Genomic DNA, 21,865 nt, shown 5'->3' with positions numbered 1-21,865 from the left:
GGCCGGGATAGACGAGCATGCGAAAGCCAACGATCCGCGACGTCGCCGAGCGCGCCAAGGTCTCGCTGAAGACGGTCTCGCGCGTCATCAACAACGAGCCGTCGGTCATGCAGGCCACCCGGGCGCGGGTCCTGCACGCGGTCGCCGAGCTCGACTACGAGCCGGATCCGTCGGCGCGCAACCTGCGCAGCGCCACCGCGTTCGTGATCGGGGTGGCCTACGACAACCCCAATCCCTACTACATCATCAGCGTGCAGAACGGCGTCCTCTCCGCTTGCCGCGAGACCGGCTTCGACCTGCAGATCCATCCCTGCGACGCCAGCTCGCCGCTGCTGGTGGACGAGCTGTGCGACTGGATGCGGCGCTCGCGCCTGGCCGGGCTGGTGCTCGCCCCGCCGATGTCCGAGCGGATGGAGCTGGTGGAGGCGCTGGCCTCGCGCGGCGTGAAGCTGGTGCGCATCATCGCCGCCGCCGAGGACCCGGAAGACGGCTACCCTTGCGTGTTCGTCGACGACCGCGACGCCGCCTACGAAGTCACCGAGCACCTGGTCCAGCTCGGCCACCAGCGGATCGGCTTTCTCTGGGGCGGACAGGAGCATCGCTCCAGCTCCGAGCGCTATCTCGGCTACGAGAAGGCGCTGAAGGACTACGGGATCACCCTCGACAAACACCTGGTGGTGCCCGGCGACTACACCTTCGACGACGGCTTCCGCGGCGCGCGCCGGCTGCTGGCGCTGCGCGAGCCGCCGACGGCGATCTTCGGTTCCAACGACGAGATCGCCGCCGGGGTCCTGGCCGCGGCCAAGTCGGTCGGGATGAACGTGCCGTACGACCTGTCGATCGCCGGCTTCGAGGACAGCCCGTTCTCCAAGCAGTCCTGGCCGCCGCTGACCACCGCCAAGCAGGCCACCGAGGACATCGCCCGCCACGCCGCGCGGCTGCTGATCGCGCAGTTGCGCCACGATGCACCGGAGGCGCCCGCCGCGGTGCACAACCACGGCTTCGTGCCGCAACTGGTGGTGCGCGGCTCGACCGCGCCGATGCGCCCGCGCCCGCCCCCCGCCCAGGACGCCTGACATGCAAGCCCCCGCCGATCTCGTCGATCCCGCTGCCTCGCCGGCCGGCCCGAGCTGGATGTTCGACGAGGCCGCGCAGGCGGCCGACGTGGTCGCCCGGCAGTTCGCGCGCAACGTCGAGGCGGTCGCGGAGCTGGCGCGCGCGCTGCGCCGGGACCCGCCGCCGTTCGTGGTCACCTGCGCCCGCGGCAGTTCCGATCACGCCGCCACCTACGGCAAGTACCTGTTCGAGACCCAGTTGGGGCGGGCGACGGCCTCGGCCTCGCCCTCGGTGGGCTCGGTGTATGCCGCCAGCCAGCACCTGCGCGGCGCGCTCTACCTGGTGATCTCGCAGTCCGGGCGCAGCCCCGACCTGCTGCGCAACGCCGAGGCCGCGCGCGCGTCGGGCGCCCGGGTGGTGGCCCTGGTCAACGTGGAGGATTCCCCGCTCGCCGCCCTCGCCGACACGGTGATTCCGCTGCACGCGGGGCCCGAGCGCAGCGTCGCGGCCACCAAGAGCTACATCGCTTCGCTGGCCGCGCTGCTGCAGCTGGCCGCCTGCTGGAAGGACGACGCCCGGATGGGCGAAGCGCTGGCGGCGCTGCCCGATGCGCTGCGCGCCGCGTGGGCCCAGGACTGGACGGCGCTGGTCGATGGCCTGGCCGCGACCGCCAACCTGTTCGTGCTCGGGCGCGGGCTGGGACTCGGGGTGGCCCAGGAGGCGGCACTGAAGTTCAAGGAGACCTGCGGCCTGCACGCCGAAGCGTACAGCTCGGCCGAGGTCAAGCACGGCCCGATGGCGCTGGTGGGGCCGGGCTTCCCGGTGCTGGTGCTCGCGCAGCCCGACGAGACCGAGAGCGGCACCCTGGCGATGGCGCACGAGTTCCGCGCCCGTGGCGCCGCGATGTGGACCGCTTCGCGGCACGGCAATCTGCCGGTCGCAGAGGCGCCGCATGCCGCCGCCGCGCCCCTGCTGACCGCGCAGAGCTTCTACCGCGCGGTCGAGGCGCTGTCGCGCGCGCGCGGCTTCGCCCCCGATGTGCCGCCGCACCTCAACAAGGTCACGGAGACGGTGTGATGGCGGTAGCGCTGCGCAATGGCCGGGTGCTGGTGGACGGGGGTTTTCGCGACGATGTCGCGGTGCTGCTGGACGGCGAGCGCATCGAGGCCCTGGTCGCGGCGGACGCCCCGCGGCTGCCGGACGCGGACATCGTCGACCTGGGCGGGGCGACGCTGCTGCCGGGTTTCATCGATCTGCAGGTCAACGGCGGCGGCGGGGTGCTGTTCAACAACCAGCCGACGGTCGAGGGCGTGCGCGCGATCGCCCGCGCGCACCGCCGCTTCGGCACCACCGCGCTGCTGCCGACCCTGATCAGCGATACGCCCGAGGCGATGCGGGCGGCGATCGCGGCGGTGCGCGAGGCGATCGCGCAGGGCGTGCCCGGCGTGCTCGGCATCCATCTCGAGGGGCCCTACCTCGCGCCCGCCCGCAAGGGCACCCACGACGCAGCCAGGTTCCGCGTGCCCGATGCCGGGGAGATCGCGCTGGCCGCGTCGCTGGACAACGGCCCGACGCTGCTCACGCTCGCCCCGGAGCGCGTTCCGGCCGCCACCATCCGCGCGCTCTCCGCGGCTGGCGTGGTGGTGTTCGCGGGGCACACGGCCGGCAGCTACGACGAGCTGCGCGCGGGGCTGGCGGCAGGCGTGCGCGGCTTCACCCATCTGTTCAACGCGATGACGCCGCTGCAGGGCCGCGAGCCCGGCGCGGTCGGCGCCGCGCTGGAGGACGACGACAGCTGGTGCGGCATCATCGTCGACGGCGTGCACGCCCATCCGGCGAGTCTGCGCGTGGCGCTCGCGGCCAAGCCGCGCGGCAAGGTGTTCCTGGTCACCGATGCGATGCCGCCGGTGGGCTCCGGCGACCCGAGCTACGTCCTGTACGGCGAGACCATCACCGCGTTGGACGGCGTCTGCCGCAACGCGGCGGGGGTGCTGGCCGGCTCGGCGCTGGACATGGCCACGGCGGTGCGCAACTGCGTGCGCCTGCTCGGGCTGTCGCTGGAGGAGGCGGCGCGCATGGCGTCGACGTATCCCGCCGAATGCCTCGGTGTCGACGACCGCTACGGACGCATCGCGCCCGGCTACCGCGCCGACCTGGTGCTGCTCGACGCCGAACTGCAGGTGCGCCGGACCTGGGTCGGCGGTGACGCGGGATAGCGTTCGGGGACCTGCGCCGCTGCCGCAGGGCGTATCCGTGGAGCGTGCGCGGCGCCCGCCCGCGAGCCCCGGGGTGGCCGCGGCCCGGTCGCCGTCGCGCTTGGCTTCGGTCGATGCGTTGCGGGGGCTGACCGTGGCGGCGATGCTGCTGGTGAACAATCCGGGCGACTGGGGGCACGTCTACCGGCCGCTGCTGCACGCAGCGTGGCATGGCTGCACGCCCGCCGACCTGGTGTTCCCGCTGTTCCTGTTCGTGGTGGGCGTGTCGATCGCGCTGGGGGTGGCGGCGCGGGCCGAAACCGGCACCGATCGCGCCCTGCTGCAGCGCGCGGTGCTGGGGCGCGCGCTGCGCATCGTCGCCCTGGGTCTGCTGCTGCATCTGCTCGCGTGGTGGGCCCTGGACGGGTCGCCACTGCGGTTGTGGGGAGTCCTGCAGCGGATCGGCGTCTGCTTCCTGGCGGCGGGGTCGCTGGCGCTGTGGACCGGGCCGCGGACGCAGTGGTGGCTGCTGGCCGGGTTGCTGGCCGGCTATGCCGGGCTGCTCGCGTACGGAGGCGGGGTCGAGCCCTGGACCAACCCGGCCAGCCGCGTCGACGCCAACCTGTTCGGCCCGCTGCTGTACCGCTTCGATGCCGTCACCGGACGGGGCCACGACCCCGAGGGGCTGCTGGCCACCCTCGGCGCGCTCGCCACGACCCTGATCGGCCTGCGTGCAGGGGCGTGGTTGCGGCGCGGGAGGATCGCGCGGTTGTGGGTGGCGGGAGCGGCAGCGTTGGCGCTGGGAGCGCTCTGGGCACAGGCGCTGCCGCTGAACAAGAACCTGTGGACCCCTTCCTTCGTGCTCTGGACCGCAGGCTGGGCGCTGCTGGCGCTGGCGGCTGCGCACGTGCTGGTGGATCGCCGCGGCTGGCCGCCGCTGGGGCGTCGTTTCGGGGTCAATGCGATCGTCGCCTACGCCGGATCGGCGGCCATGGTCTACCTGCTGATCGCGGCCGGGCTGTGGGAGCCGCTCTACCGGGTGGGGTTCGGCTGGATGGCGCTGCATGTCGGCCCCTATCTGCCTTCGCTGGCCTTCGCAGTGGCCTTCGTCGGGCTGTGGTGGGCGATCGTCTACGCGATGGACCGTCGCGGTTGGCATCCCGGGATCTGACCCGTACGCGGCGGGCGCGACGCACTTATGGGCCGCCCGCGCGCTTGCTACCCTGCGCGAATGAACGCCATCCAGATCGCGGCACTCGCTCCTGCCGCCGTCCGCGCGGCGGCCCGCCTGCGCTGGGCGCGCGAGGCCGTCGGCGACGACGCGCTCGAGCTCGAACCGGCCTCGGCCGACGCCGGCTTTCGCAGCTACTGGCGCGCCGCGACGGCCGCCGGCAGCCGTATCGTCATGGACTCGCCGCCGGCGCTGGAGGACGTGCGGCCGTGGCTGCGGGTCCATGCGCTGCTGCGCGGCGCCGGGGTGCGCGTGCCCGGGATCCTGGCGGAGGACGTCGACGCCGGCTTCCTGCTGCTGGAGGATCTGGGCGCCGACACCTGCCTGCAGGCGATGGAACGGGAAGGTGCCGACGCGCTGTTCGAGGCGGCGTTCGACCAGCTGCTGGCACTGCAGGCGATCGAGTGCCCGCCGGACCTGCCGCGGTACGACCGGGCGATGCTGCAGCGCGAACTCGACCTGTTCGCGGAATGGTTCCTGGGCCGCCACCTGGGCGTGTCGCTCGACGCGCGGGAGCGGGAGGCCCTGCAGGGGGTCTGCGATTTCCTGGTCGCGAACATGCTCGCCCAGCCGCAGGTGCTGGTGCATCGCGACTTCATGCCGCGCAATCTGATGCCGGTGCCCGGGGGCGTGGCCGTCATCGATTTCCAGGGCGCGGTGCGCGGGCCCCTCGCCTACGACCCGATCAGCCTGTTCCGCGACGCTTTTCACTCCTGGCCGCCGCAAACGGTGGGCGCCTGGCTCGACCGCTACCATGCGCGCGCCAGCGCGGCCGGGCTGCCGGTCCCGGCGCGCGACGAGTTCCGGCGCGACGCCGACTGCGCGGGCATGCAGCGCCACTTGAAGATCCTCGGCCTGTTCGCGCGGCTGCACTACCGCGACGGCAAGCCGAAGTACCTGGCCGACGCGCCGCGCTTCGTCGCCTATGTGGGCCAGGTGCTGCCGCAGTACCCGGAGCTCGCGCCGCTGGCCGCCATCCTGGACCGTCACCTGCCCCGGCCCGGCGCCGAGACGTAGAGCCGAGCTTGCTCGGCTGCTCTTGGCTCCGGAGCCGGGAGCAGCGGAGCAAGCTCCGCTCTACGGGGGAAGATGAGGCACCGATCCGCACAGGGAACGACCCATGACGACAGACCTGTTCGCCGGCCCAGGGGCGCCGGACCACGGCATCCGCACCGGCATCGGCGGCTGGACCTTCGCGCCCTGGCGCGACAACTTCTACCCCGCCGGCCTGGTGCAGAAGCGCGAGCTGGAATACGCCAGCCGGCAGCTGGCGACGATCGAGATCAACGGCACGTTCTACGGCGCGCAGAAGCCGGCCACCTACGCGCGCTGGCGCGGGGAGACGCCCGATGGCTTCGTGTTCTCGCTCAAGGCGCCGCGCTACTGCACCGGCGCCAGGCGCCTGGCCGGGGTCGGAAAATCGGTCGAGGGCTTCGTCTTCGGCGGGCTGGCCGAGCTCGGCGACAGGCTCGGGCCGATCCTGTGGCAGTTCGATCCGCGCCGCGCGTTCGATCGCGACGACTTCGCCGCGTTCCTCGAGCTGCTGCCGCGCGAGCTCGACGGGGCGCCGCTGCGCCACGTGCTGGAGGTGCGGCATCCGAGCTTCGCCGGCGCCGATTATCTGGCCCTGGCGCGCGCGCATCGATTGCCGAGCGTGTTCACCGATTCGCCGGACTATCCTTCGTTCGCCGATCTGACCGGCGATTTCGTCTATGCGCGGCTGATGCGCAGCCGGGAAGCCGTCGTCGCCGGCTATCCCGGCGACGAGCTCGATGCCTGGACCCGGCGCGCACGCGCCTGGGCCGGCGGCGAAGCGCCGGACGACCTGCCCTACGCGGACCCGGACACGGCGGCGGCCCCGGTGCGGCCGCGCGAGGTCTTCGTCTACTTCATCGGCGCCGCCAAGGCGCGCAACCCGGCGGCGGCGATGGCGCTGCAGGCGCGCCTGTAGCGGCCTGCGCGCCGCACCGGCCCGCGGCGTCGCGGCCGTGCTTCGCCGGGGTCGATCGCACCCCCCATGCGCGGATGCATCGCCCCGTGCGCAGGGCAGCCGTTCGGCCGCAGCCGGGAGCGGCCGCGACAGGACGTCCCCCCGTTCCGCCGCGCGCAACCCGCGGGCTCAGCCGATCGCCGCCGCCATCGCGCGGGCGACTGCCGCATGCACGGCACTCATCGCGTCGACATCCGGCGCCGCCCCGGTGAGATAGCAGGCGACCAGCAGCGGCGGGCGCCCGGGCGGCCAGACGATGGCGATGTCGTTGGCGGTGCCGCGCCCCTCGGCGCTGATGCTGGTGCCGGTCTTGTCGCCCGCGCGCCAGCGTTCCGGCAGCCCGGCGCGCAGGCGCGCGTCGCCGGTACGGTTGTCGACCAGCCAGCCGGTCAGCAGGGCGCGCGATGCGTCGTGCAGGACGTTGCCCAGCAGCAGGCGTTGCAGATTGCGCGCCATCGCCGCAGGCGTGGTGGTGTCGCGCGGATCGCCGGGAGTGGCGCTGTTGAGTGCGGTTTCCCAGCGGTCCAGCCGGGTATGCGGATCGCCGAGCCCGCGCACGAAGCGCGTCAGCCCCGCCGGACCTCCGATGGTCCGCAGCAGCAGGTTGGCGGCGGCGTTGTCGCTCTGGATCATGGTGGCGCGGCACAGGTCGGCCACGGGCATGCCATCCGCTCCGACGTGCTTCGCGGCGGTCGGCGAGTGCGAGACCAGGTCGGATTCGGCGATGGGCACGCTGCGGTCCAGCCGCTCGAAGCCGCGGTCGACGCGCTGCAGCACGGCGGCGGCCAACAGGACCTTGAACGTGCTGCACATCGGGAAGCGCTCGTCCGCATGCAGGCCGGCATGCCGGCCGCTGCCGCTGTCGAGGACCGCCACGCCCAGGCGGCCCCCGCTGTCGCGCTCCAGTGCGGCCAGGGCGGGCGCCAGCCCGGAAAATCCGGGCGTGGCCATCGCCGCCGCCGTGCTGCCCAGTCCCGTGAGCGCGAGCGCGCCGCCGGCGGCGCGCAGGAAGTCGCGTCTGTCGATCATGTCGGTCTCCGGGTGGGGAGCGCGCCGGGACTGCCCTGGCGCGCGGCGACGGGGGGTATCCGCTTCGGTTGGTGCCGAGGGCGAAGGCGCATGCGTCCGGGCACGGCTCAGCGCTCCGTCTCGCCGCGTTCGGCGGCCAGTTGCGCCTCCAGCCTGGCCTCGGCCGCCTCGGCGTAGCCGCGACAGTCGACCGGTGTGGGCTGCGTGGCCGCATCGGCCTGGAAGCGCCAGCCGCTGGCGTCGGGATGCGGCGTCATCAGCAGATCGCAGGGCAGGGCGCGTACCGTGGCGAAGGTGGCGCGGTAGGCGTCGACGATGCGCGGGTAGCGCGGGTTGTCGAGCAGCCGGTAGTCGGGCGCGCTCAGGCTGTCGACATAGGCGATGCGCAGCCGCCGGCCGTCGCGGCGGTCGTCCCAGGTCCAGCTCATGCTGCCGGGCGTATGGCCGGGGGTGAAATGCACGCGCAGGCGCAGGTCGCCGAGCACCACGTTCTCGCCGTCCTGCAGTACCCGGTCGACGTGCACGGGCGGGTATAGCAGATGGTCGCCGAAGTGGATGTCGTCGGCGCCGCCCTGCGCCAGCAGCCGGGCCGACTCGGCGTTGCTCAGCACGCTTGCGCCGGTCGCGCGCCGCAGCGCCGCGAGCGGGCCCACGTGATCGGCATGCGCGTGGCTGTGCAGGATCAGCTTCAGGTCCGAGGGCGCCAGGCCCAGTGCCTGCAGGTTGGCGAGCAGGTGGTCGGCGGCCTGCGGCATGCCGCCGTCGATAAGGATGGCGCCGTCGCTGCCCTTGAGCAGGATCGCGCTCAGGCCGGCGGTGCCGATCTGCCAGGTGCGCTCGGCGATGCGCAGCGGCGCGACCGGCTGGCGCCAGGCGGCGCGGACTTCGTAGGCCTGCAGCTGCGGCAGCGGCGTGGCCTCCTGCGCGTAGGCCGTGGATGCGGCCGCGCCGATCGCGACCGCCGCCACGGCGGCCCTGGCTTTCGTTCCCATCGTTTCGCTCCGGTGTCTGGCATGGCGGTACGCCAATGCGCTGCCGGAATTCTCGAAAGCTTGACGGTGGGCGACAAGCGACGTTATCTCATCGAAGTCATTAATCGGATTCATGGCTCCATGGACCGCCCCAACCTGCCGCTCAACGGGCTGCGCGCCTTCGAGGCCGCCGCCCGGCACCTCAATTTCACCCGTGCGGCGCTGGAGTTGTGCGTCACCCAGGCCGCGCTCAGCCACCGGATCAAGGGGCTGGAGGCGCGGCTGGGCTTCGCCCTGTTCCGGCGGCTGCCGCGCGGGGTGGCGCTGACCGACGAGGGCGCGGCGATGTTCCCGGTGATCAACGACGCCTTCGACCGGATCGGCGCCGTGCTCGGCCGCTTCGAGGGCGGGCGCCTGCGCGAGGCGCTCACCGTCAGTGCGGTGGCGACCTTCGCCACCGGCTGGCTGCTGCCGCGCCTGGACGGCTTCGCCATCGCGCATCCGGATGTCGACCTGCGCCTGCTGACCCACAACAACCGCATCGACCAGGCGGGCGAGGGACTCGACCTGGCGATCAGATTCGGCGACGGCGCGTGGCAGGGGCTCGACGCGGTGCGGATCTGCGCCGCGCCGCTGGTGCCGATGTGCTCGCCCGCGCTGGCGCGGCGGATCCTGCGCCCGCGCGACCTCGCCGGTGCGCCGCTGCTGCGGTCCTATCGTCCCGACGAGTGGTCGCGCTGGTTCGCGGCCGCAGGCCTGCCGGTGCCGCGCGCGCGCGGCCCGGTGTTCGACTCCTCGCTGGCCATCGCCAGCGCCGCCGCGTCCGGGGCCGGCGTGGCGCTGCTGCCGCTGCCCATGTTCGGCCAGGACATCGCCGCCGGACGCCTGGTGCGCTTGTTCGACGTCGCCATCGACGCCGGCGCCTATTGGCTCACCCGATTGCGTTCGCGCACGGAGACGGCGGCGATGCGAACGTTCCGGGAATGGATCGAGGCCGGGGCGGCGGTGGCCTGAGCCCTCGAAGACCCGCCCGCGATGGGTCAGCAGGCGCCGGGGCGGGCGCTGCCGGCCTCGCCCGCGGCGCCTCGCGCCTTCGCGATCGCGGCGATGCGGGCCTTGCGCAGCGCCTCGCCGATGGCGGGGCCGGCGAGTCCGTCGACGGCCAGGTCGCGCACCGCGACGGTCGTCGCCGCGGCGTGCAGGCGCAGCAGCTCGCGGCCCTGCGGGTAGTCGTCGTCGGCGCGGCCGAGGCGGCCGCGCTTGTCCGCCTCGCACACCAGGGCGAGCGGGGCGATGCGCTCGGGCCGGCGGAACGCGTCGCAGCGGGCCAGCAGGTCGTGGACCGTGCTGTCGCGCAGTTCGTCGATGCGGTGCACGTTGAGGTGCTCGCGGCAGGCCATCGCCGCCAGCTCGCGATGCGCGGTGGGCACCTTCAGGCGGTCGCACAGCGCCGCCAGCGGCTTCAGGCCGCGGCGCTCGTGGGCGATGTGCTTCGGCCATTGGTCCGGCGGGGTGCGCGCCTTGCCCAGGTCGTGGGCGAGCGCGGCGAAGCCGACCACGGCGTCGCCCGGCGCCAGGCGCGCGGCCATGTCGCAGACCAGCTCGGCGTGCACGCCGGTGTCGACCTCGGGGTGGTACTCGGCGCGCTGCGGCACGCCGTAGAGCGCATCGACCTCGGGCAGCACCGCGGCCAGCGCGCCGGCCGCGCGCAGGGTGGACAGGAACGCCGACGGGGTCGGCATCGCCAGCGCCCGCGACAGCTCCTGCCAGACCCGCTCGGGCACCAGGTCCGACAGCTCGCCCCCGGCGGCCATCGCCTGCATCAGCGCCATGGTCTCCGGGGCGACGCGGAAGCCCAGGCCGGCGAAGCGCGCCATGAAGCGCGCCGCGCGCAGCACCCGCAGCGGGTCCTCGACGAAGGCCGGGCCGACGTGGCGCAACACCCGCGCCTCGATGTCGCGGGCGCCGCCGAACGGGTCGACCAGTGCGCCGTCCGCGTCTTCGGCGATGGCGTTGATGGTGAAGTCGCGCCGTTCCAGGTCCTGTTCCAGCGTCACCGACGGGTCGGCATGGACCACGAAGCCGCGGTGGCCGCGCGCCGACTTGCGCTCGGTGCGCGCCAGCGCGTGCTCCTCGCCGGTGTCCGGGTGCAGGAACACCGGGAAGTCGCGCCCAACCGGCCGGAAGCCGGCCGCGATCATCGCCTCCGGCGTCGCGCCGACCACCACGTGGTCGCGATCGCCCGGCGGCAGCCCGAGCAGGCGGTCGCGCACGGCGCCGCCGACGAGGTAGGTTCTGGCGGCGGTGATCGGCGATGGGTGATTGGTGATTCGCAAGCGCTGGGGGCTCGGGCCTGGACGGTGGAGGACAGCGATCGGTGTTCCGTGCCGCGAGCAGGGCAGCATGCCCGATCGGGGCGGCGTGCGGCCGCCGGGACCGGCGCGGCGTCGTGCGTCACCGCCGGCTCAGCCGGCGGCGGCGGAGACCGGGCAATGGAAACTGCGCCGCGGCGTGCCGAGGCGCCCGTGCATGCGGTCGCTGACCGGCACCGCGGCGCCGTGCAGGCGCCAGTCGTAGATCACGCTGAAGGCCAGCACCCGTGCCACGTATTCGCGGGTTTCCTTGTAGCTGATCGTCTCGATCCAGAAGTCGGCGTCCATGCCCGGGCGCTGCGACTGCCAGCGCGCGGTCGGCGCCGGGCCGGCGTTGTAGGCGGCGATGGCCACGTACGGGCGGCCGTACTTCTCCTTCATCTCGCGCAGGTAGGCGGTCCCGATGCGGACGTTGGTGGCCGGGTCGTAGAGGCTGGCCGCGCCGCCCCAGGCCAGGCCGAGCCGGCGCGCCACCGCTGCGCCGGTGGACGGCAGCACCTGCATCAACCCGCGGGCGTCGGCCGGCGAGCGGGCGCGCGGATTGAACACGCTCTCGGCGCGGATCTCGGCGGCGATCCAGGCCGGGTCGAGCGCGTGCTTTTCCCCCTCGGCGCGGATCAGCCCGTCGTGCGAGAGCGGAAAGCGCAGCGTGTACAGGCGGGTTTCCTCGGGTTGGCGGCCGAGCCCGAACAGGGCGCGATCGTTCCAGCCGTTGTCCTGTGCCACCTGCACCGCGATGCGGCGCTGGGTGTCGTCGAAACGCTCGAGCGCGTGGTTCCACTCGCGCGTGGCCCAGCCGGGGCGATCGGCGCGATACAGCGCCATCGCCCGCATCATCGCCGGGTCGTTGGCCACGCGCGCGCGCGCCGAAGCGTCGCCGGCGACGTCCATCGGGCACAGCGCATACGGCTGCTCCAGGCGGTCGGCGGCGAGAAAGCCGTGGAAATTGGGCTCCTGCGCGGCCTGCGCGTAGAGCGCCTGCGCGCGCGGCGCGTCGCCGAGCAGCTCGTGCAGGCGCGCGGCGAAGTAGGTCCAGCGCGCATCGTTGCGTTGCTTGTCGCCCATCCCGTCGATGGCCGCCAGCGCGGCGCGCCAGTCGGAGCGCGCCAGCGCCTCGCGTGCGCGCCACTCGTGCAGGCGGTCGTCGTAGGACGCCGCGGGCACGCGCGCCAGCCGCCGCGCCGAGTCCGGCTCGTAGGAGGCCACGGTCCACAGCGCCGCCTGGTACAGCACGCGGCCGCGATCCTGCTCGGTGAACCCGAGCGCATCGGCATAGCGCGGCAGTTGCGCCTCGCCTGCGGCCGGCGTCGCCTTGGCCAGCTTCGCCAGGCCGTGCGAGGCGACCAGCCGGCTGCGCGGGGTGCGCGGCCAGCGCAGCGCGCGCTCGTGCGGCGCCTGCAGGAAGGCGGCGTAGTCGTCGGCCAGGGCGCGCTCCTCGGCCGGCAGGCCGCGCGCCGCGCTGCGCATCACCGCGGCGTTCCACTCGGCGGCGGCCTTCTCGATGCGCTCCCAGCGCAGTTCCGGCGCCAGCCCGCCGCGCGCGGCCAGCGCCGCGAACGGCGCGTCGCACTCGTCGGGCAGGGAGTTGCCGCTGCTGCGCCAGATCTCCTGCACCTCGGCGTCCCAGCGTGCGTCGGCCGCGCCGGCGCGCTGGCGCGCGTCGAGCTCGATGCAGCGCAGCGCGGTATTGCGGATCGATGGCGACCACGCGGCGCGGATCCCGGCCCAGTCCTGGCGCTTGTACAGCGCGCGCAGCCAGTCCTCGCGGAACGCTCCGGCCACCGCCTGGTCCGCATGGCGCGAAAGGAATGCCTGCGCCTGCGCCGCCGGCAGGCTGTCCAGGTTCCGGCGCAGACCGGCGTACTCGATCCAGCCATGGGCCGGATGGGAGGACAGGTGCGCGGGCACCGGCTGGCCGCGCGCCGCGGCGTCGAGCGCCTCGCGCAGCTGCAGGTCGTCGCTCTGCGCCCGGACGTCGGCGGGGATGGCGGCGAAGGCCAGGGCGGCGGCGAGCAGTAGTCTCATGCGGGGTGCGGACGAACGGGGGAGCGCCGGACTATAGCGGAGCGGACATGAAGCGCCTGCGGTGGCAGGGCGCGGGTGGGGTACGGGCGCGGTGCGGGAGTGGTGCGTTGTCCGGCATGATGATGCGGTTCCGCCTGCGGATTCCCACATGCTCCTGCTGACGTTCCTGCTGCTCGGCGCGATCGCCGGGGTGCTTGCCGGCCTGCTCGGCATCGGTGGCGGTCTGGTGCTGGTGGCGGCGCTGGCGTGGCTGTTGCCGCTGCACGGGGTGCCGAAGGAGGCGGCGATGCACGCGGCGCTGGCCAGTTCGATGGCGAGCATCGTCCTCACCGCGGCCTCGTCCGCGCGTGCGCATCACCGCCGCGGCAGCGTGCTGTGGCCCACCGTGGCCTGGATGGTGCCCGGGGTGCTGCTCGGCGGCTGGCTGGGCAGCCGCCTCGCGATCGCGCTGGACGGCGACGTCCTCAAATGGTGCGTGGCGATCTACTGCTTCGTGGTCGGCGCGCAGATGGCGCTGTCGCGCACGCGCGCAGGCGGCGGCGCCGCTGTGGTGCCGCGCGGCGCAGGGATCGCCGCCGCCGGCGGCGGCATCGGCGCGATCTCCGCGGTGGTCGGCATCGGCGGCGGCAGCATGACCGTGCCGCTGCTGGTGTGGCTGGGGGTGGCGCCGGTGCGCGCGGTCGGCACCTCGTCGGCCTGCGGTATCTTCATCGGCATCGCCGCGGCGGCCGGCTATGCGCTGCAGGCGCCCCCGGGCGCGCTGCCGGAGCACGCGGTCGGCTACGTCTACCTGCCGGCGGCGATCGGCGTGGCGTTCGCTTCGGTGCTGGCCGCGCCGCTGGGCACCCGGCTGGCGCACGCGATCAGCGGCGCGACGCTGAAGCGGGTGTTCGCGGCGTTCATGGTGCTGGTGGGCGCCAGCCTGCTGCTGTGGTGAGCGGCGCGGCGGCACCGGCGGCGGACGCGGCTCCGCTCCCGGGGCGCGGCCGCGCGCTGGCGCTGATGGCGTTGGCGCTGGTGCTGGCGATGTCGCCATGGTTCTCGGCGAGCGCGGTGGTGATGCAGCTGCGCGCGCAGTGGGGCTTCGGCGAGTCGCTGGCGGCCTGGATCACCATCGCGGTGCAGCTCGGCTTCGTCGCCGGGGCGCTGGCCTCGGCGCTGCTCGGCCTGGCCGACCGCGTGCCCGCGCCGCGGCTGATCGCCGCCGCGGCCTGCGCTGCGGCCCTCGCCAATGCCCTGGTGCTGCTGGTGGAGTCTCCGGCCCAGCTGCTGCTGGCGCGCGCGGTCACCGGCGCCTGCCTGGCGGCGGTGTACCCGCCGGCGATGAAGCTCATGGCCACCTGGTTCGTGCGCGGCCGCGGGCTGGCGCTGGGCGTGCTGATCGGCGCGATCACCGTCGGCTCGGCACTGCCGCACCTGGTCAACGCGCTCGGCGGCGCGCGCTGGCAGGGCGTGATCGTCTGGACCACGGCGCTGACCCTGGCCGGCGCCGCTGTGGTCGCCTTCGGCGTGCGCGAGGGCCCGTACCCCTTTCCGCGCGCGCCGTTCCGGGTCGGCGACGTGGCGGCGATCGTGCGCAACCGCGGCGTGGTCCTGGCCTCGCTCGGCTACCTCGGCCACATGTGGGAGCTGTACGCGATGTGGGCCTGGTTCTCGGCGTTCGCGCTGACCGCGGCGGCCGTCGGCGGCGACCCGGTCCGCGCGTCGCTGCTGGCCTTCGCCGCGATCGCCGCGGGCCTTCCCGGCTGCGTGCTGGCCGGGGCGCTCGCCGACCGCTTCGGGCGCGCACGCACCGCGGCGGCGGCGATGGCGGTCTCGGGCGCCTGCTGCGTCGCCGCCGGCTGGGCCCACGCCGGGCCCGGCTGGCTGCTGGTGGCGGTGGCCCTGGTCTGGGGGATCAGCGTGATCGCCGACTCGGCGCAGTTCTCGGCGCTGGTCACCGAGCACGGCGACCAGCGCAGCATCGGCACCGCGCTCACCCTGCAGCTGGCGCTGGGCTTCGCCCTGACCGTGGCCACCATCTGGATCGTGCCCCTGCTCGCCGCCGCGCTCGGCAGTTGGCGCTGGGTGTTCCTCGTGCTCGTGCCTGGGCCGTTGCTGGGCATCGCGGCCATGCTGGCGCTGCAGCGGCCGCGGCACGCCGGTCCGGGGATCGGCCCCGGCGCCGATCCGGACGCTGCCGCGAATGGGCCGAACATGACGAAAACTTGAGCGGATCTCACGATTTAAGTGATGGCCGTCGCAGTCCGCTTTTTACAGATTGTTTACAAGGGGTGCATTGTCGCGTGGACAGGGGCGCGCGGCGGCCGTTCACAACCTGAGGAGAGATCGATGACGTCGCCCAACCCCTGCCGGCTGGCCTTCGCGGTCCAGCTGTCGCTCCTGCTCGCCGTTCCCGCCGTTGCCGGCGCCCAGGAAAGCACCGAGGAGCGTACCCGTACGCTCGATGCCGTCCAGGTCACAGGCACCCGGATCAAGCGCGCCGAGATCGAGGGGCAGGTGCCGGTGCACACGGTCACCCGCGAGGATATCGATCGCAGCGGCCTGACCTCGATCGGCGACGTGATCCAGCAGCTGAGCGGTTCGGGCTCGGCGCTCAACACCAAGTTCAACTCCTCGGGAAACTTCGGCTTCCCGCCCGACGGCAGCGGCGTGGGCGCCGGCTCGGCGCAGGTGGACCTGCGCCACCTCGGCTCCAAGCGCGTGCTGGTGCTGGTCGACGGCATCCGCTGGGTGAACGAGGCGTCGGCCTCGGGCGTCGGCGCCTCGACCGACCTCAACACCATTCCGCTGGCGATCGTCGAGCGCATCGAGGTGCTCGAGGACGGCGCCTCGTCGCTGTACGGCTCGGACGCCATCGCCGGCGTGGTCAACATCATCACCCGGCGCGATTTCGACGGCGGCCAGGTCACGCTCAACTACGGCGAATTCGGCGAGGGCGACGGCACCGTCAAGGGCGTGGATTTCGCCTGGGGCCGCACCACCGAACGCAGCAACCTGTTCCTGGGGCTGAGCCACGTCGACCAGGGCGTGGTGTACTCGCGCACCCGCGAGCAGTCGCGCTTCCCGACCCCCGGCACCGGGGTGGCGTTCGGCAGTTCGGGCACGCCGACCGGTCGCTTCATCGTCACCGACCCGAACACCGGCGCCACCCACGACATCACCCCCAACACCGGCGACAGCGATCCGACCTACGACCCCACCCAGACCGGCTGCGACCGCACCGACGGCTTCCACTGCTTCACCAACGCCGACCGCTTCAACTTCGCCGAGTACAACCTGCTGATGACGCCCTCCGAGCGCACCGGCGTGTTCGGCCAGTTCCGCTTCGACATCAGTCCCGGCCTGCAGTGGTACGCCAAGGCGCTGTACAACCGCCGCGAATCCACCAACCAGGCCGCGCCCGAGCCGATCTTCCTCGGCCCCGAGGCCGGCACCGGAAACCCGCAGGCCGACGGCATCTTCATCTCGGCGCTCAACCCCTACAACCCGTTCGGCTTCGACCTGGATTCGTCCGACAACCTGATCCTGATCGGCCGCCGTCCGGTCGAGGGCGGGGCGCGCGTGTTCGAGCAGGAGGTCGACACCGCCTACGTCAGCACCGGCCTGGAAGGCAGCTTCGACGTGCGCGATACGATCTGGTTCTGGGACGTCAACGCCGCCTACAGCAAGAACAAGGCCGAGCAGACCAACTACGGCAGCTACAACATCCGCAACATCGCCCTCGGGCTGGGCGACCCCGCCGCCTGCGCGGCGGTGGCGGGGTGCGTGCCGCTCAACATCTTCGGCGGCCCCGGCACCATCACCCCGGAGATGCTGGCCTGGATCCAGCCGGTGGTGCACGACGAGAGCGAGAACGAACTCACCCTCGTGTCCGCCAACCTGTCCGGCGACCTGTTCCGGATGCCGGGCGAGGCCGGCTACGTGGCTTTCGCCGCGGGCTACGAGTACCGCAAGTACGAGGGCTGGTACCAGCCGGACCCGCTGACCGTGCGCGGCGACTACAACGGCGTCCCGTCGCTGCCGACCTCCGGCGAATACGACGTCAACGAGGTGTTCGTCGAATTCAACGTGCCGATCTTCGCCGACTCGCCGCTGGGCAAGCGCCTGGACCTGAACCTTGCGGGCAGGTATTCGGACTATTCGACCTTCGGCGGCGAGTTCACCCCCAAGTACGGCCTGCGCTGGCAGGTCACCGACGACTTCCTGATGCGCGCCACCTACGCCGAAGGCTTCCGCGCGCCGTCGATCGGCGAGCTGTTCGGTTCCGACAGCCGCTTCGACGCGCAGCTGCGCGATCCCTGTTCCGAGCCGTTCCTCGATCCGTCGCTGGAGCCCAACTGCCGTACCCTCGGGGTGCCCGCCGGCTATGCGCAGCCCAACCCGCAGATCTCGGTGACCACCGGCGGCAACAGCGAGCTCGAGCCGGAACGCGCACGCAGCTTCACCACCGGCTTCGTATGGAGTCCGTGGTTCGCCAGCGGCGCCAGCTGGTCCGAGCGTCTCGATTTTGAGGTCACCTTCTATCGCCACGACATCCAGGGGCCGATCCAGGCGCTCAGCGCCCAGGCCCAGCTGGACCTGTGCGTGGAGACCCTCGATCCGCTGTACTGCGACGGCATCGGCCGCGCCGCCACCGGCGGCATCAACGCCTTCAACAACCGCCTGACCAACCTCGGCTCGATCAAGACCGACGGCTGGGACGTGGACCTGTACTGGACCCTGCCGGCCGGCGACGCCGGGCAGTTCAAGCTCGCCTGGCAGAACAGCTTCGTCACCCGCTACGAGGCGATCGGCGTGGCCGGCCAGCGCCAGCCGCGCGAGCCGGGCGTGGAGGTGGAGGACAGCGCGATTCCGGAGTGGACCTCGACCGCCACCCTGGACTGGAGCCGCGAGGCCTGGCGCGCGTCCTGGGCGGTGCGCCACATCTCCGAGCTGACCGAGGACTGCGGCGCCGCCGTCGCGTTCCCGGTCTGCAGCGACCAGGCCCGGGGCCTCAACACGCTCGACGCCACCACCTACCACGACGTGCAGTTGGGCTATCGCTTCGACTGGATGCGCGGGCTGGAGCTGACCGCCGGCGTCAACAACGTGTTCGACAAGGACCCGCCGATCTGCCTGTCGTGTTCGCTCAACGGCTACGACGCCTCGACCTACGACATCCCCGGCGGGCGCTTCTGGTACCTGCGCGCGGACCTGCGGTTCTGACGGATCAGCCCGGCAGGCGACCATCGTCGCCTGCCGGCCCCGCCCTCGTAGAGCGGAGCTTGTTCCGCTGCTCCCGGCTCCGGGGCCCGCGCAGCCGAGCAAGCTCGGCTCTACAGGCGGCTTCGGGGCCTGGGCCGGCGATTCGGCATGCGTAGAGCGGAGCTTGCTCCGCTGCTCCCGGCTCCGGGGCCCGCGCAGCCGAGCGAGCTCGGCTCTACAGGCGCAGGCACGGGCGTCGGGCCGATCAGCCTTCCGTGCGCAGCGCGTGTTCCGGAATCACCAGCTCGACCGATAGCGCCAGGTGGTCCGACAGCGCCGCCGGCATCGCCCGCATGTTGTCGCAGGCCAGGCTGCTGGTGACCAGCACGTGGTCGATCGCGCGCTGCGGGCGCCAGCTGGGGAAGGTGTGCACCTGGCAGGACGGCGGCTGCAGCGAGGTGCTGCGGTAGAGGATCTCCATCTCCGGCCGATCCGGGGTGCAGTTGAAGTCGCCCATCAGCACCGCGTTCGGATACTGCTGGAGCAGCTCGGCGATGTAGCTCAGCTGCGCGCGCCGCGACTGCGCGCCCAGCGACAGGTGCGCCACCGCGATCGTCAGGCCCGCGTCGCCCTCGCCGAACCGCGCCAGCAGCAGCCCGCGGCCGCGCACCCGGCCCGGCAGCGGGTGGTCGTGGACCTCGATCGGCTCGAAGCGGCTGAGCAGCGCGTTGGCGCTGGAGGCGACATTGGCCACGCGGCGGTTGGGCTGGTGGGTCCAGTAGTCGAAGCCGCCGCGCTCGGCCAGGTAGTGGGTCTGGTTGGTGAACCCGGAGCGCCAGCTGCCCGGGTCGCTCTCCTGCAGGCCGACGATGTCGTGGCCGCCCGCCAGCTCGGCGATCTGGTCGAGCGCGCGCAGCTTGTTGCCGGCCGGCAGCACGTGCGACCAGCTGCGCATCGCGTAGTCGCTGTAGCGGCGCGTGCTCGAACCGGCCTGGATGTTGGCGCTGAGCAGTCGCAGCCGCTGCAGCGATTCGGGATCGGTCGGCATGGGGCGGCCGTGGGGGGCGGCCGCCGGCTAGGGCTGCATCGCGGCGCGCTCGCGCGCCACCAGGTGGTCGACGATGCGCAGCACTTCGTCGAACTGCTTCGGTCCTAGCACGCGGTACTTGCCGTTGACCACCATGGTCGGGGTCGAGTCGACGCCGGCGCGGTCGATGAACTGCTCGGCGCGCTTGAGCTTGCCGCTGACCGCGAAGCTCTCCATGGTGCTGGCGAACTGCCCGGCGTCGGTGCCGTGACCGGCGTAGAACTCGCCGATCGCCTGCGGCGTGGCGTTCTGCACCGGCAGGCTGCGCTGCAGGTGGACGGCTTCGAACATCGCCTGGTGGGTCCGCTCGACCAGGCCCATCGACTCGGCGGCGTAGTAGGCCTTGGCGTAGGGCATCCAGTAGCCGCCGAACGGCGCCGCCACCGGGGTCACGCGCACGTCCGCCGGCTGGCGGCGCTTCCACGCCGCGATCTGCGGCTCGAACTGCGCGCAGGCCGGACAGGTGTAGCCGAACACTTCGACCACCTCGATCTTGCCGTCGAGCGGCTGGTAGGGCTGGCCGTTGGGGATTTCGACGTAGTCGGTTCCCGCCTGCGGGGCGGGACCCTGGGGCGGCTGCGCCGCCGGGGCGGGGGTGCCCGCGTCGGTTGCGCTGCCGTCCATGGTGGCGCCGTCGGCGGCGGGCGCCTCCGCCTGCGCGCCGGGGACGGCTTCGGCGGCGGCCGGCGGGCCTTCGGCCGCGGTCGTGGCGGGGGTGGCTGGCGTGGCGTCCGGCTGCGGAGCGGCATCGTCGCCGGAGCAGGCGGCGAGCATCACGGTCAGCAGCAGCGGGAGAAAGCCCAGGCGCTTGGTCATGGCGAGTTGGCCTCGTGGTCGGTGGCGGAAGTTGCCGGGTCGGGGCGCTCGGCGCGCACCTTGGCGATCAGCTGGTCGGCGATCCGCAGCAGATCGCGCAGGCTGCGCGCCTGGACGCGATAGCGTCCGTCGATGATGAAGGTGGGCGTGCCTTCCGCGCCACTGCGAAGCAGGAATTCGCGGGCCGCATTCAGCTTCTGGCCGGTCTGGACCTCGTGCATCGCCCGCTCGAGCGCGTCGCGATCGATGTCCTGCTGCGCGTAGAACCAGGCGAGCTCTGCAGTGCTGGCGTTGCGGGCCAGCTCGCCGCCGCGATGGACCGCGTCGAAGGTCGCGCCGTGGACCCGGCTCAGCTGGCCCAGCGACTGGACGGCGAAGAACCCGGTCGCGAACGCGTCCTGGCGCTGGTAGACCACCGGCAGGTACTCGAAACGCACGTCGCGGGGCAGGCGGCCGCGCCAGGCCTCGACCAGCGGGTGGAGCTCGTCGCAGACGTGGCAGGCATAGGAGAAGATCTCCACCACCTCGATGCGCCCGTCCGCTGCCTGCCATGGCGCGCCATCGGCGATCACGACGTAGTCGCGGCCCTCGACCGGGCCCTGCTGGGCATGGGCGGCACTGGCCCACAGCGCCAGGGCGGCCAGGACCGGCGGCAGCCAGCGTCGGATCGGGTTCATCGGCGGGGCCTCCTGGCGGGAAAAAAAACGCCGGCCGATGTGCCTCGGCCGGCGGATCGTTTCAAGGGCTGTGGACGGTTCGACCTGCGGTGGCCGCGGAAGTTCACTGCCGCGACGGATCGCCCGTCGCGCCTTCTGCATCGGCATCGGGCTCGGCCTGGGCGTCTTCGCTGCGCGGGCCGGCGGGGTCGGAGCCCGTCTCGGGCGCATCCCCGTCGGCGGCCTGGCCCTGCTGCTCGATGGCGACGGTGCCGCCGTCCTGGGTGCCGATGTCGGCCTCGCCCGGGTCGCCGGCCGCCGGGGCCGCGATGGGCGCAGGGCCGGTCTCGATCCTGGCCATCGCCGCGCGCATCGCCGCGTCGGGCCGCGGATGCAGGCCTTCCATGTAGCTGGACAGGGCCTGGATCTCCTCGTCGGTCAGGCGCTGGGCCACCTCGTGCATGATGTCGAACAGGCGGGTATCGCTCTCGCCGGTGGTGCCGTCGCGGTACTCCTGCAGGCGCCGCGCCGAGTACCAGCTGCTCTGCCCGGCGACGTGCGGATAGGGCGGGCCGGGGTTGCCGGCGCCGGTGGGGCCGTGGCAGGCCATGCAGGCGGGAACCCCGCGGCCCGGATCGCCGCTGCGGAACAGCTGCTGGCCGATTTCGAAGAACTTCATGCCCTCGTAGGGGCCGGCCGCGACCACGGTGTCGTCGGCGACGCCGGCACCGGCCTGCTGCATGGCGTAGTGGGCGCCGAGGTCGCGCATGTCCTGCGCGCTCAGCGGCGCCGCGAACGGCTGCATGATCGGGCTGACCCGCTCGCCGCTCTTGAACAGCGCCAGCTGGCGGGCGATGTAGCGCTCGCTCTGGCCGGCGATGCCCGGGTAGACCTCGCGGACGGTGGCCTTTCCGTCGAGCCCGTGGCAGGCCGCGCAGGTGGCGGCCAGGGTGGCGCCGTTCTGGGGGTCGCCCCAGTCGGCCTCGGCCAGGTCGGCGACCGCCGTCTCGCCCAGCGGCGCGGCCTCGATCGGCGCCTCCTCGGGCAGTGGCACGGTCGTGGACTGGGCGAAAGCGACCGCAGCCACCACCCCGAGGGCGGTGAGACCGGCGATACCGTAGGCGCGGGCGTGGCGCATTGCTGGGCTCCGAAGCACGGGATTCGGGCGCGACCTGCGCCCGGCATGACCCGGAATTATCGTCGGCGGCCGCGAGCGCGGTCAAACCGCGCCCTCGCGTCGCGGCGCGGAG

General features: G+C 73.1%; 17 protein-coding genes and 1 pseudogene. 10 read left to right on the top strand and 8 right to left on the bottom strand.

The window, feature by feature from the left end:
• Window positions 1-17 precede the first annotated feature (17 nt).
• From H0E84_RS12970 to H0E84_RS12945, 6 genes are all read left to right on the top strand, one after another.
• On the top strand, window positions 18-1,076 hold the full coding sequence (locus tag H0E84_RS12970) for a LacI family DNA-binding transcriptional regulator (RefSeq protein WP_180679065.1): 1,059 nt from the start codon (window positions 18-20) through the stop codon (window positions 1,074-1,076).
• Window position 1,077: 1 nt separating this feature from the next.
• The gene (locus H0E84_RS12965) at window positions 1,078-2,133 is read left to right on the top strand and encodes an SIS domain-containing protein (protein ID WP_257644211.1); all 1,056 of its coding nucleotides are present in this window, start codon (window positions 1,078-1,080) and stop codon (window positions 2,131-2,133) included.
• The gene (nagA, locus tag H0E84_RS12960; protein WP_180679064.1) at window positions 2,133-3,272 is read left to right on the top strand and encodes an N-acetylglucosamine-6-phosphate deacetylase; all 1,140 of its coding nucleotides are present in this window, start codon (window positions 2,133-2,135) and stop codon (window positions 3,270-3,272) included. Before H0E84_RS12965 ends, nagA begins: the two co-directional genes overlap by 1 nt.
• A 100-nt stretch (window positions 3,273-3,372) precedes the next feature.
• Complete coding sequence (locus tag H0E84_RS12955; protein WP_219339734.1) at window positions 3,373-4,422, top strand: acyltransferase family protein; 1,050 nt, start codon at window positions 3,373-3,375, stop codon at window positions 4,420-4,422.
• A gap of 75 nt (window positions 4,423-4,497) precedes the next feature.
• Complete coding sequence (locus tag H0E84_RS12950; RefSeq protein ID WP_425600491.1) at window positions 4,498-5,499, top strand: aminoglycoside phosphotransferase family protein; 1,002 nt, start codon at window positions 4,498-4,500, stop codon at window positions 5,497-5,499.
• A gap of 103 nt (window positions 5,500-5,602) precedes the next feature.
• Window positions 5,603-6,433, top strand: coding sequence for a DUF72 domain-containing protein (locus tag H0E84_RS12945; RefSeq protein WP_180679061.1), 831 nt, complete (start codon window positions 5,603-5,605; stop codon window positions 6,431-6,433).
• Window positions 6,434-6,601: 168 nt separating this feature from the next.
• Here H0E84_RS12945 and bla (H0E84_RS12940) read toward each other — a convergent pair whose 3' ends face one another.
• Complete coding sequence (gene bla / locus H0E84_RS12940; RefSeq protein ID WP_180679060.1) at window positions 6,602-7,501, bottom strand: class A beta-lactamase; 900 nt, start codon at window positions 7,499-7,501, stop codon at window positions 6,602-6,604.
• Between the two features lie 107 nt (window positions 7,502-7,608).
• Window positions 7,609-8,493, bottom strand: coding sequence for a subclass B3 metallo-beta-lactamase (gene bla / locus H0E84_RS12935; RefSeq protein ID WP_180679059.1), 885 nt, complete (start codon window positions 8,491-8,493; stop codon window positions 7,609-7,611).
• Window positions 8,494-8,613: 120 nt separating this feature from the next.
• On the opposite strand from bla (H0E84_RS12935), the gene gcvA reads away from it, so the two are divergent.
• Complete coding sequence (gcvA, locus tag H0E84_RS12930; RefSeq protein WP_180679058.1) at window positions 8,614-9,486, top strand: transcriptional regulator GcvA; 873 nt, start codon at window positions 8,614-8,616, stop codon at window positions 9,484-9,486.
• A 26-nt stretch (window positions 9,487-9,512) separates the two neighbouring features.
• Here gcvA and H0E84_RS12925 read toward each other — a convergent pair whose 3' ends face one another.
• Together H0E84_RS12925 and H0E84_RS12920 are read right to left on the bottom strand one after the other, a co-directional pair.
• Window positions 9,513-10,808: a multifunctional CCA addition/repair protein gene (locus H0E84_RS12925; protein WP_257644210.1), complete on the bottom strand. Its 1,296-nt coding sequence runs from the start codon at window positions 10,806-10,808 to the stop codon at window positions 9,513-9,515.
• Window positions 10,809-10,937: 129 nt separating this feature from the next.
• Entirely contained in the window at window positions 10,938-12,869 is a 1,932-nt protein-coding gene (locus H0E84_RS12920; protein WP_180679056.1) for a lytic transglycosylase domain-containing protein, read from the bottom strand.
• Window positions 12,870-13,017: 148 nt separating this feature from the next.
• Here H0E84_RS12920 and H0E84_RS12915 point away from each other — a divergent pair, with 148 nt between their 5' ends.
• The 3 genes from H0E84_RS12915 (at window position 13,018) to H0E84_RS12905 (ending at window position 18,077) form a co-directional block, all read left to right on the top strand.
• Window positions 13,018-13,806, top strand: coding sequence for a sulfite exporter TauE/SafE family protein (locus tag H0E84_RS12915; protein WP_180679055.1), 789 nt, complete (start codon window positions 13,018-13,020; stop codon window positions 13,804-13,806).
• On the top strand, window positions 13,803-15,080 hold the full coding sequence (locus H0E84_RS12910; RefSeq protein ID WP_219339733.1) for an MFS transporter: 1,278 nt from the start codon (window positions 13,803-13,805) through the stop codon (window positions 15,078-15,080). The genes H0E84_RS12915 and H0E84_RS12910 overlap by 4 nt, the downstream gene beginning before the upstream one ends.
• Window positions 15,081-15,200: 120 nt before the next feature.
• On the top strand, window positions 15,201-18,077 hold the full coding sequence (locus H0E84_RS12905; RefSeq protein ID WP_180679054.1) for a TonB-dependent receptor: 2,877 nt from the start codon (window positions 15,201-15,203) through the stop codon (window positions 18,075-18,077).
• A 244-nt stretch (window positions 18,078-18,321) separates the two neighbouring features.
• Here H0E84_RS12905 and H0E84_RS12900 read toward each other — a convergent pair whose 3' ends face one another.
• The 4 genes and pseudogenes from H0E84_RS12900 to H0E84_RS12885 form a co-directional block, all read right to left on the bottom strand.
• On the bottom strand, window positions 18,322-19,068 hold the full coding sequence (locus H0E84_RS12900) for an endonuclease/exonuclease/phosphatase family protein (protein ID WP_180679112.1): 747 nt from the start codon (window positions 19,066-19,068) through the stop codon (window positions 18,322-18,324).
• Between the two features lie 63 nt (window positions 19,069-19,131).
• Entirely contained in the window at window positions 19,132-19,959 is an 828-nt protein-coding gene (locus tag H0E84_RS12895; protein WP_180679053.1) for a thiol:disulfide interchange protein DsbA/DsbL, read from the bottom strand.
• Entirely contained in the window at window positions 19,956-20,636 is a 681-nt protein-coding gene (locus tag H0E84_RS12890) for a thiol:disulfide interchange protein DsbA/DsbL (protein ID WP_180679052.1), read from the bottom strand. Before H0E84_RS12890 ends, H0E84_RS12895 begins: the two co-directional genes overlap by 4 nt.
• Window positions 20,637-20,979: 343 nt before the next feature.
• Window positions 20,980-21,753: pseudogene (locus H0E84_RS12885) on the bottom strand (c-type cytochrome); the annotation flags it as partial.
• Window positions 21,754-21,865: the final 112 nt, after the last annotated feature.

The organism is Luteimonas salinisoli (assembly GCF_013425525.1).
Lineage (GTDB): Bacteria > Pseudomonadota > Gammaproteobacteria > Xanthomonadales > Xanthomonadaceae > Luteimonas > Luteimonas salinisoli.
The sequence above is the reverse complement of the archived record's forward strand: the minus strand, read 5'-3'. Positions and strand labels throughout refer to the sequence as shown.

Coding starts and splice junctions, on each gene's coding strand:
- H0E84_RS12970 (WP_180679065.1), top strand. CDS start 18: ATGCGAAAGCCAACGATCCGCGACGTCGCCGAGCGCGCCAAGGTCTCG.
- H0E84_RS12965 (WP_257644211.1), top strand. CDS start 1,078: ATGCAAGCCCCCGCCGATCTCGTCGATCCCGCTGCCTCGCCGGCCGGC.
- nagA (WP_180679064.1), top strand. CDS start 2,133: ATGGCGGTAGCGCTGCGCAATGGCCGGGTGCTGGTGGACGGGGGTTTT.
- H0E84_RS12945 (WP_180679061.1), top strand. CDS start 5,603: ATGACGACAGACCTGTTCGCCGGCCCAGGGGCGCCGGACCACGGCATC.
- bla (WP_180679060.1), bottom strand. CDS start 7,501: ATGATCGACAGACGCGACTTCCTGCGCGCCGCCGGCGGCGCGCTCGCG.
- bla (WP_180679059.1), bottom strand. CDS start 8,493: ATGGGAACGAAAGCCAGGGCCGCCGTGGCGGCGGTCGCGATCGGCGCG.
- gcvA (WP_180679058.1), top strand. CDS start 8,614: ATGGACCGCCCCAACCTGCCGCTCAACGGGCTGCGCGCCTTCGAGGCC.
- H0E84_RS12920 (WP_180679056.1), bottom strand. CDS start 12,869: ATGAGACTACTGCTCGCCGCCGCCCTGGCCTTCGCCGCCATCCCCGCC.
- H0E84_RS12915 (WP_180679055.1), top strand. CDS start 13,018: ATGCTCCTGCTGACGTTCCTGCTGCTCGGCGCGATCGCCGGGGTGCTT.
- H0E84_RS12905 (WP_180679054.1), top strand. CDS start 15,201: ATGACGTCGCCCAACCCCTGCCGGCTGGCCTTCGCGGTCCAGCTGTCG.
- H0E84_RS12895 (WP_180679053.1), bottom strand. CDS start 19,959: ATGACCAAGCGCCTGGGCTTTCTCCCGCTGCTGCTGACCGTGATGCTC.
- H0E84_RS12890 (WP_180679052.1), bottom strand. CDS start 20,636: ATGAACCCGATCCGACGCTGGCTGCCGCCGGTCCTGGCCGCCCTGGCG.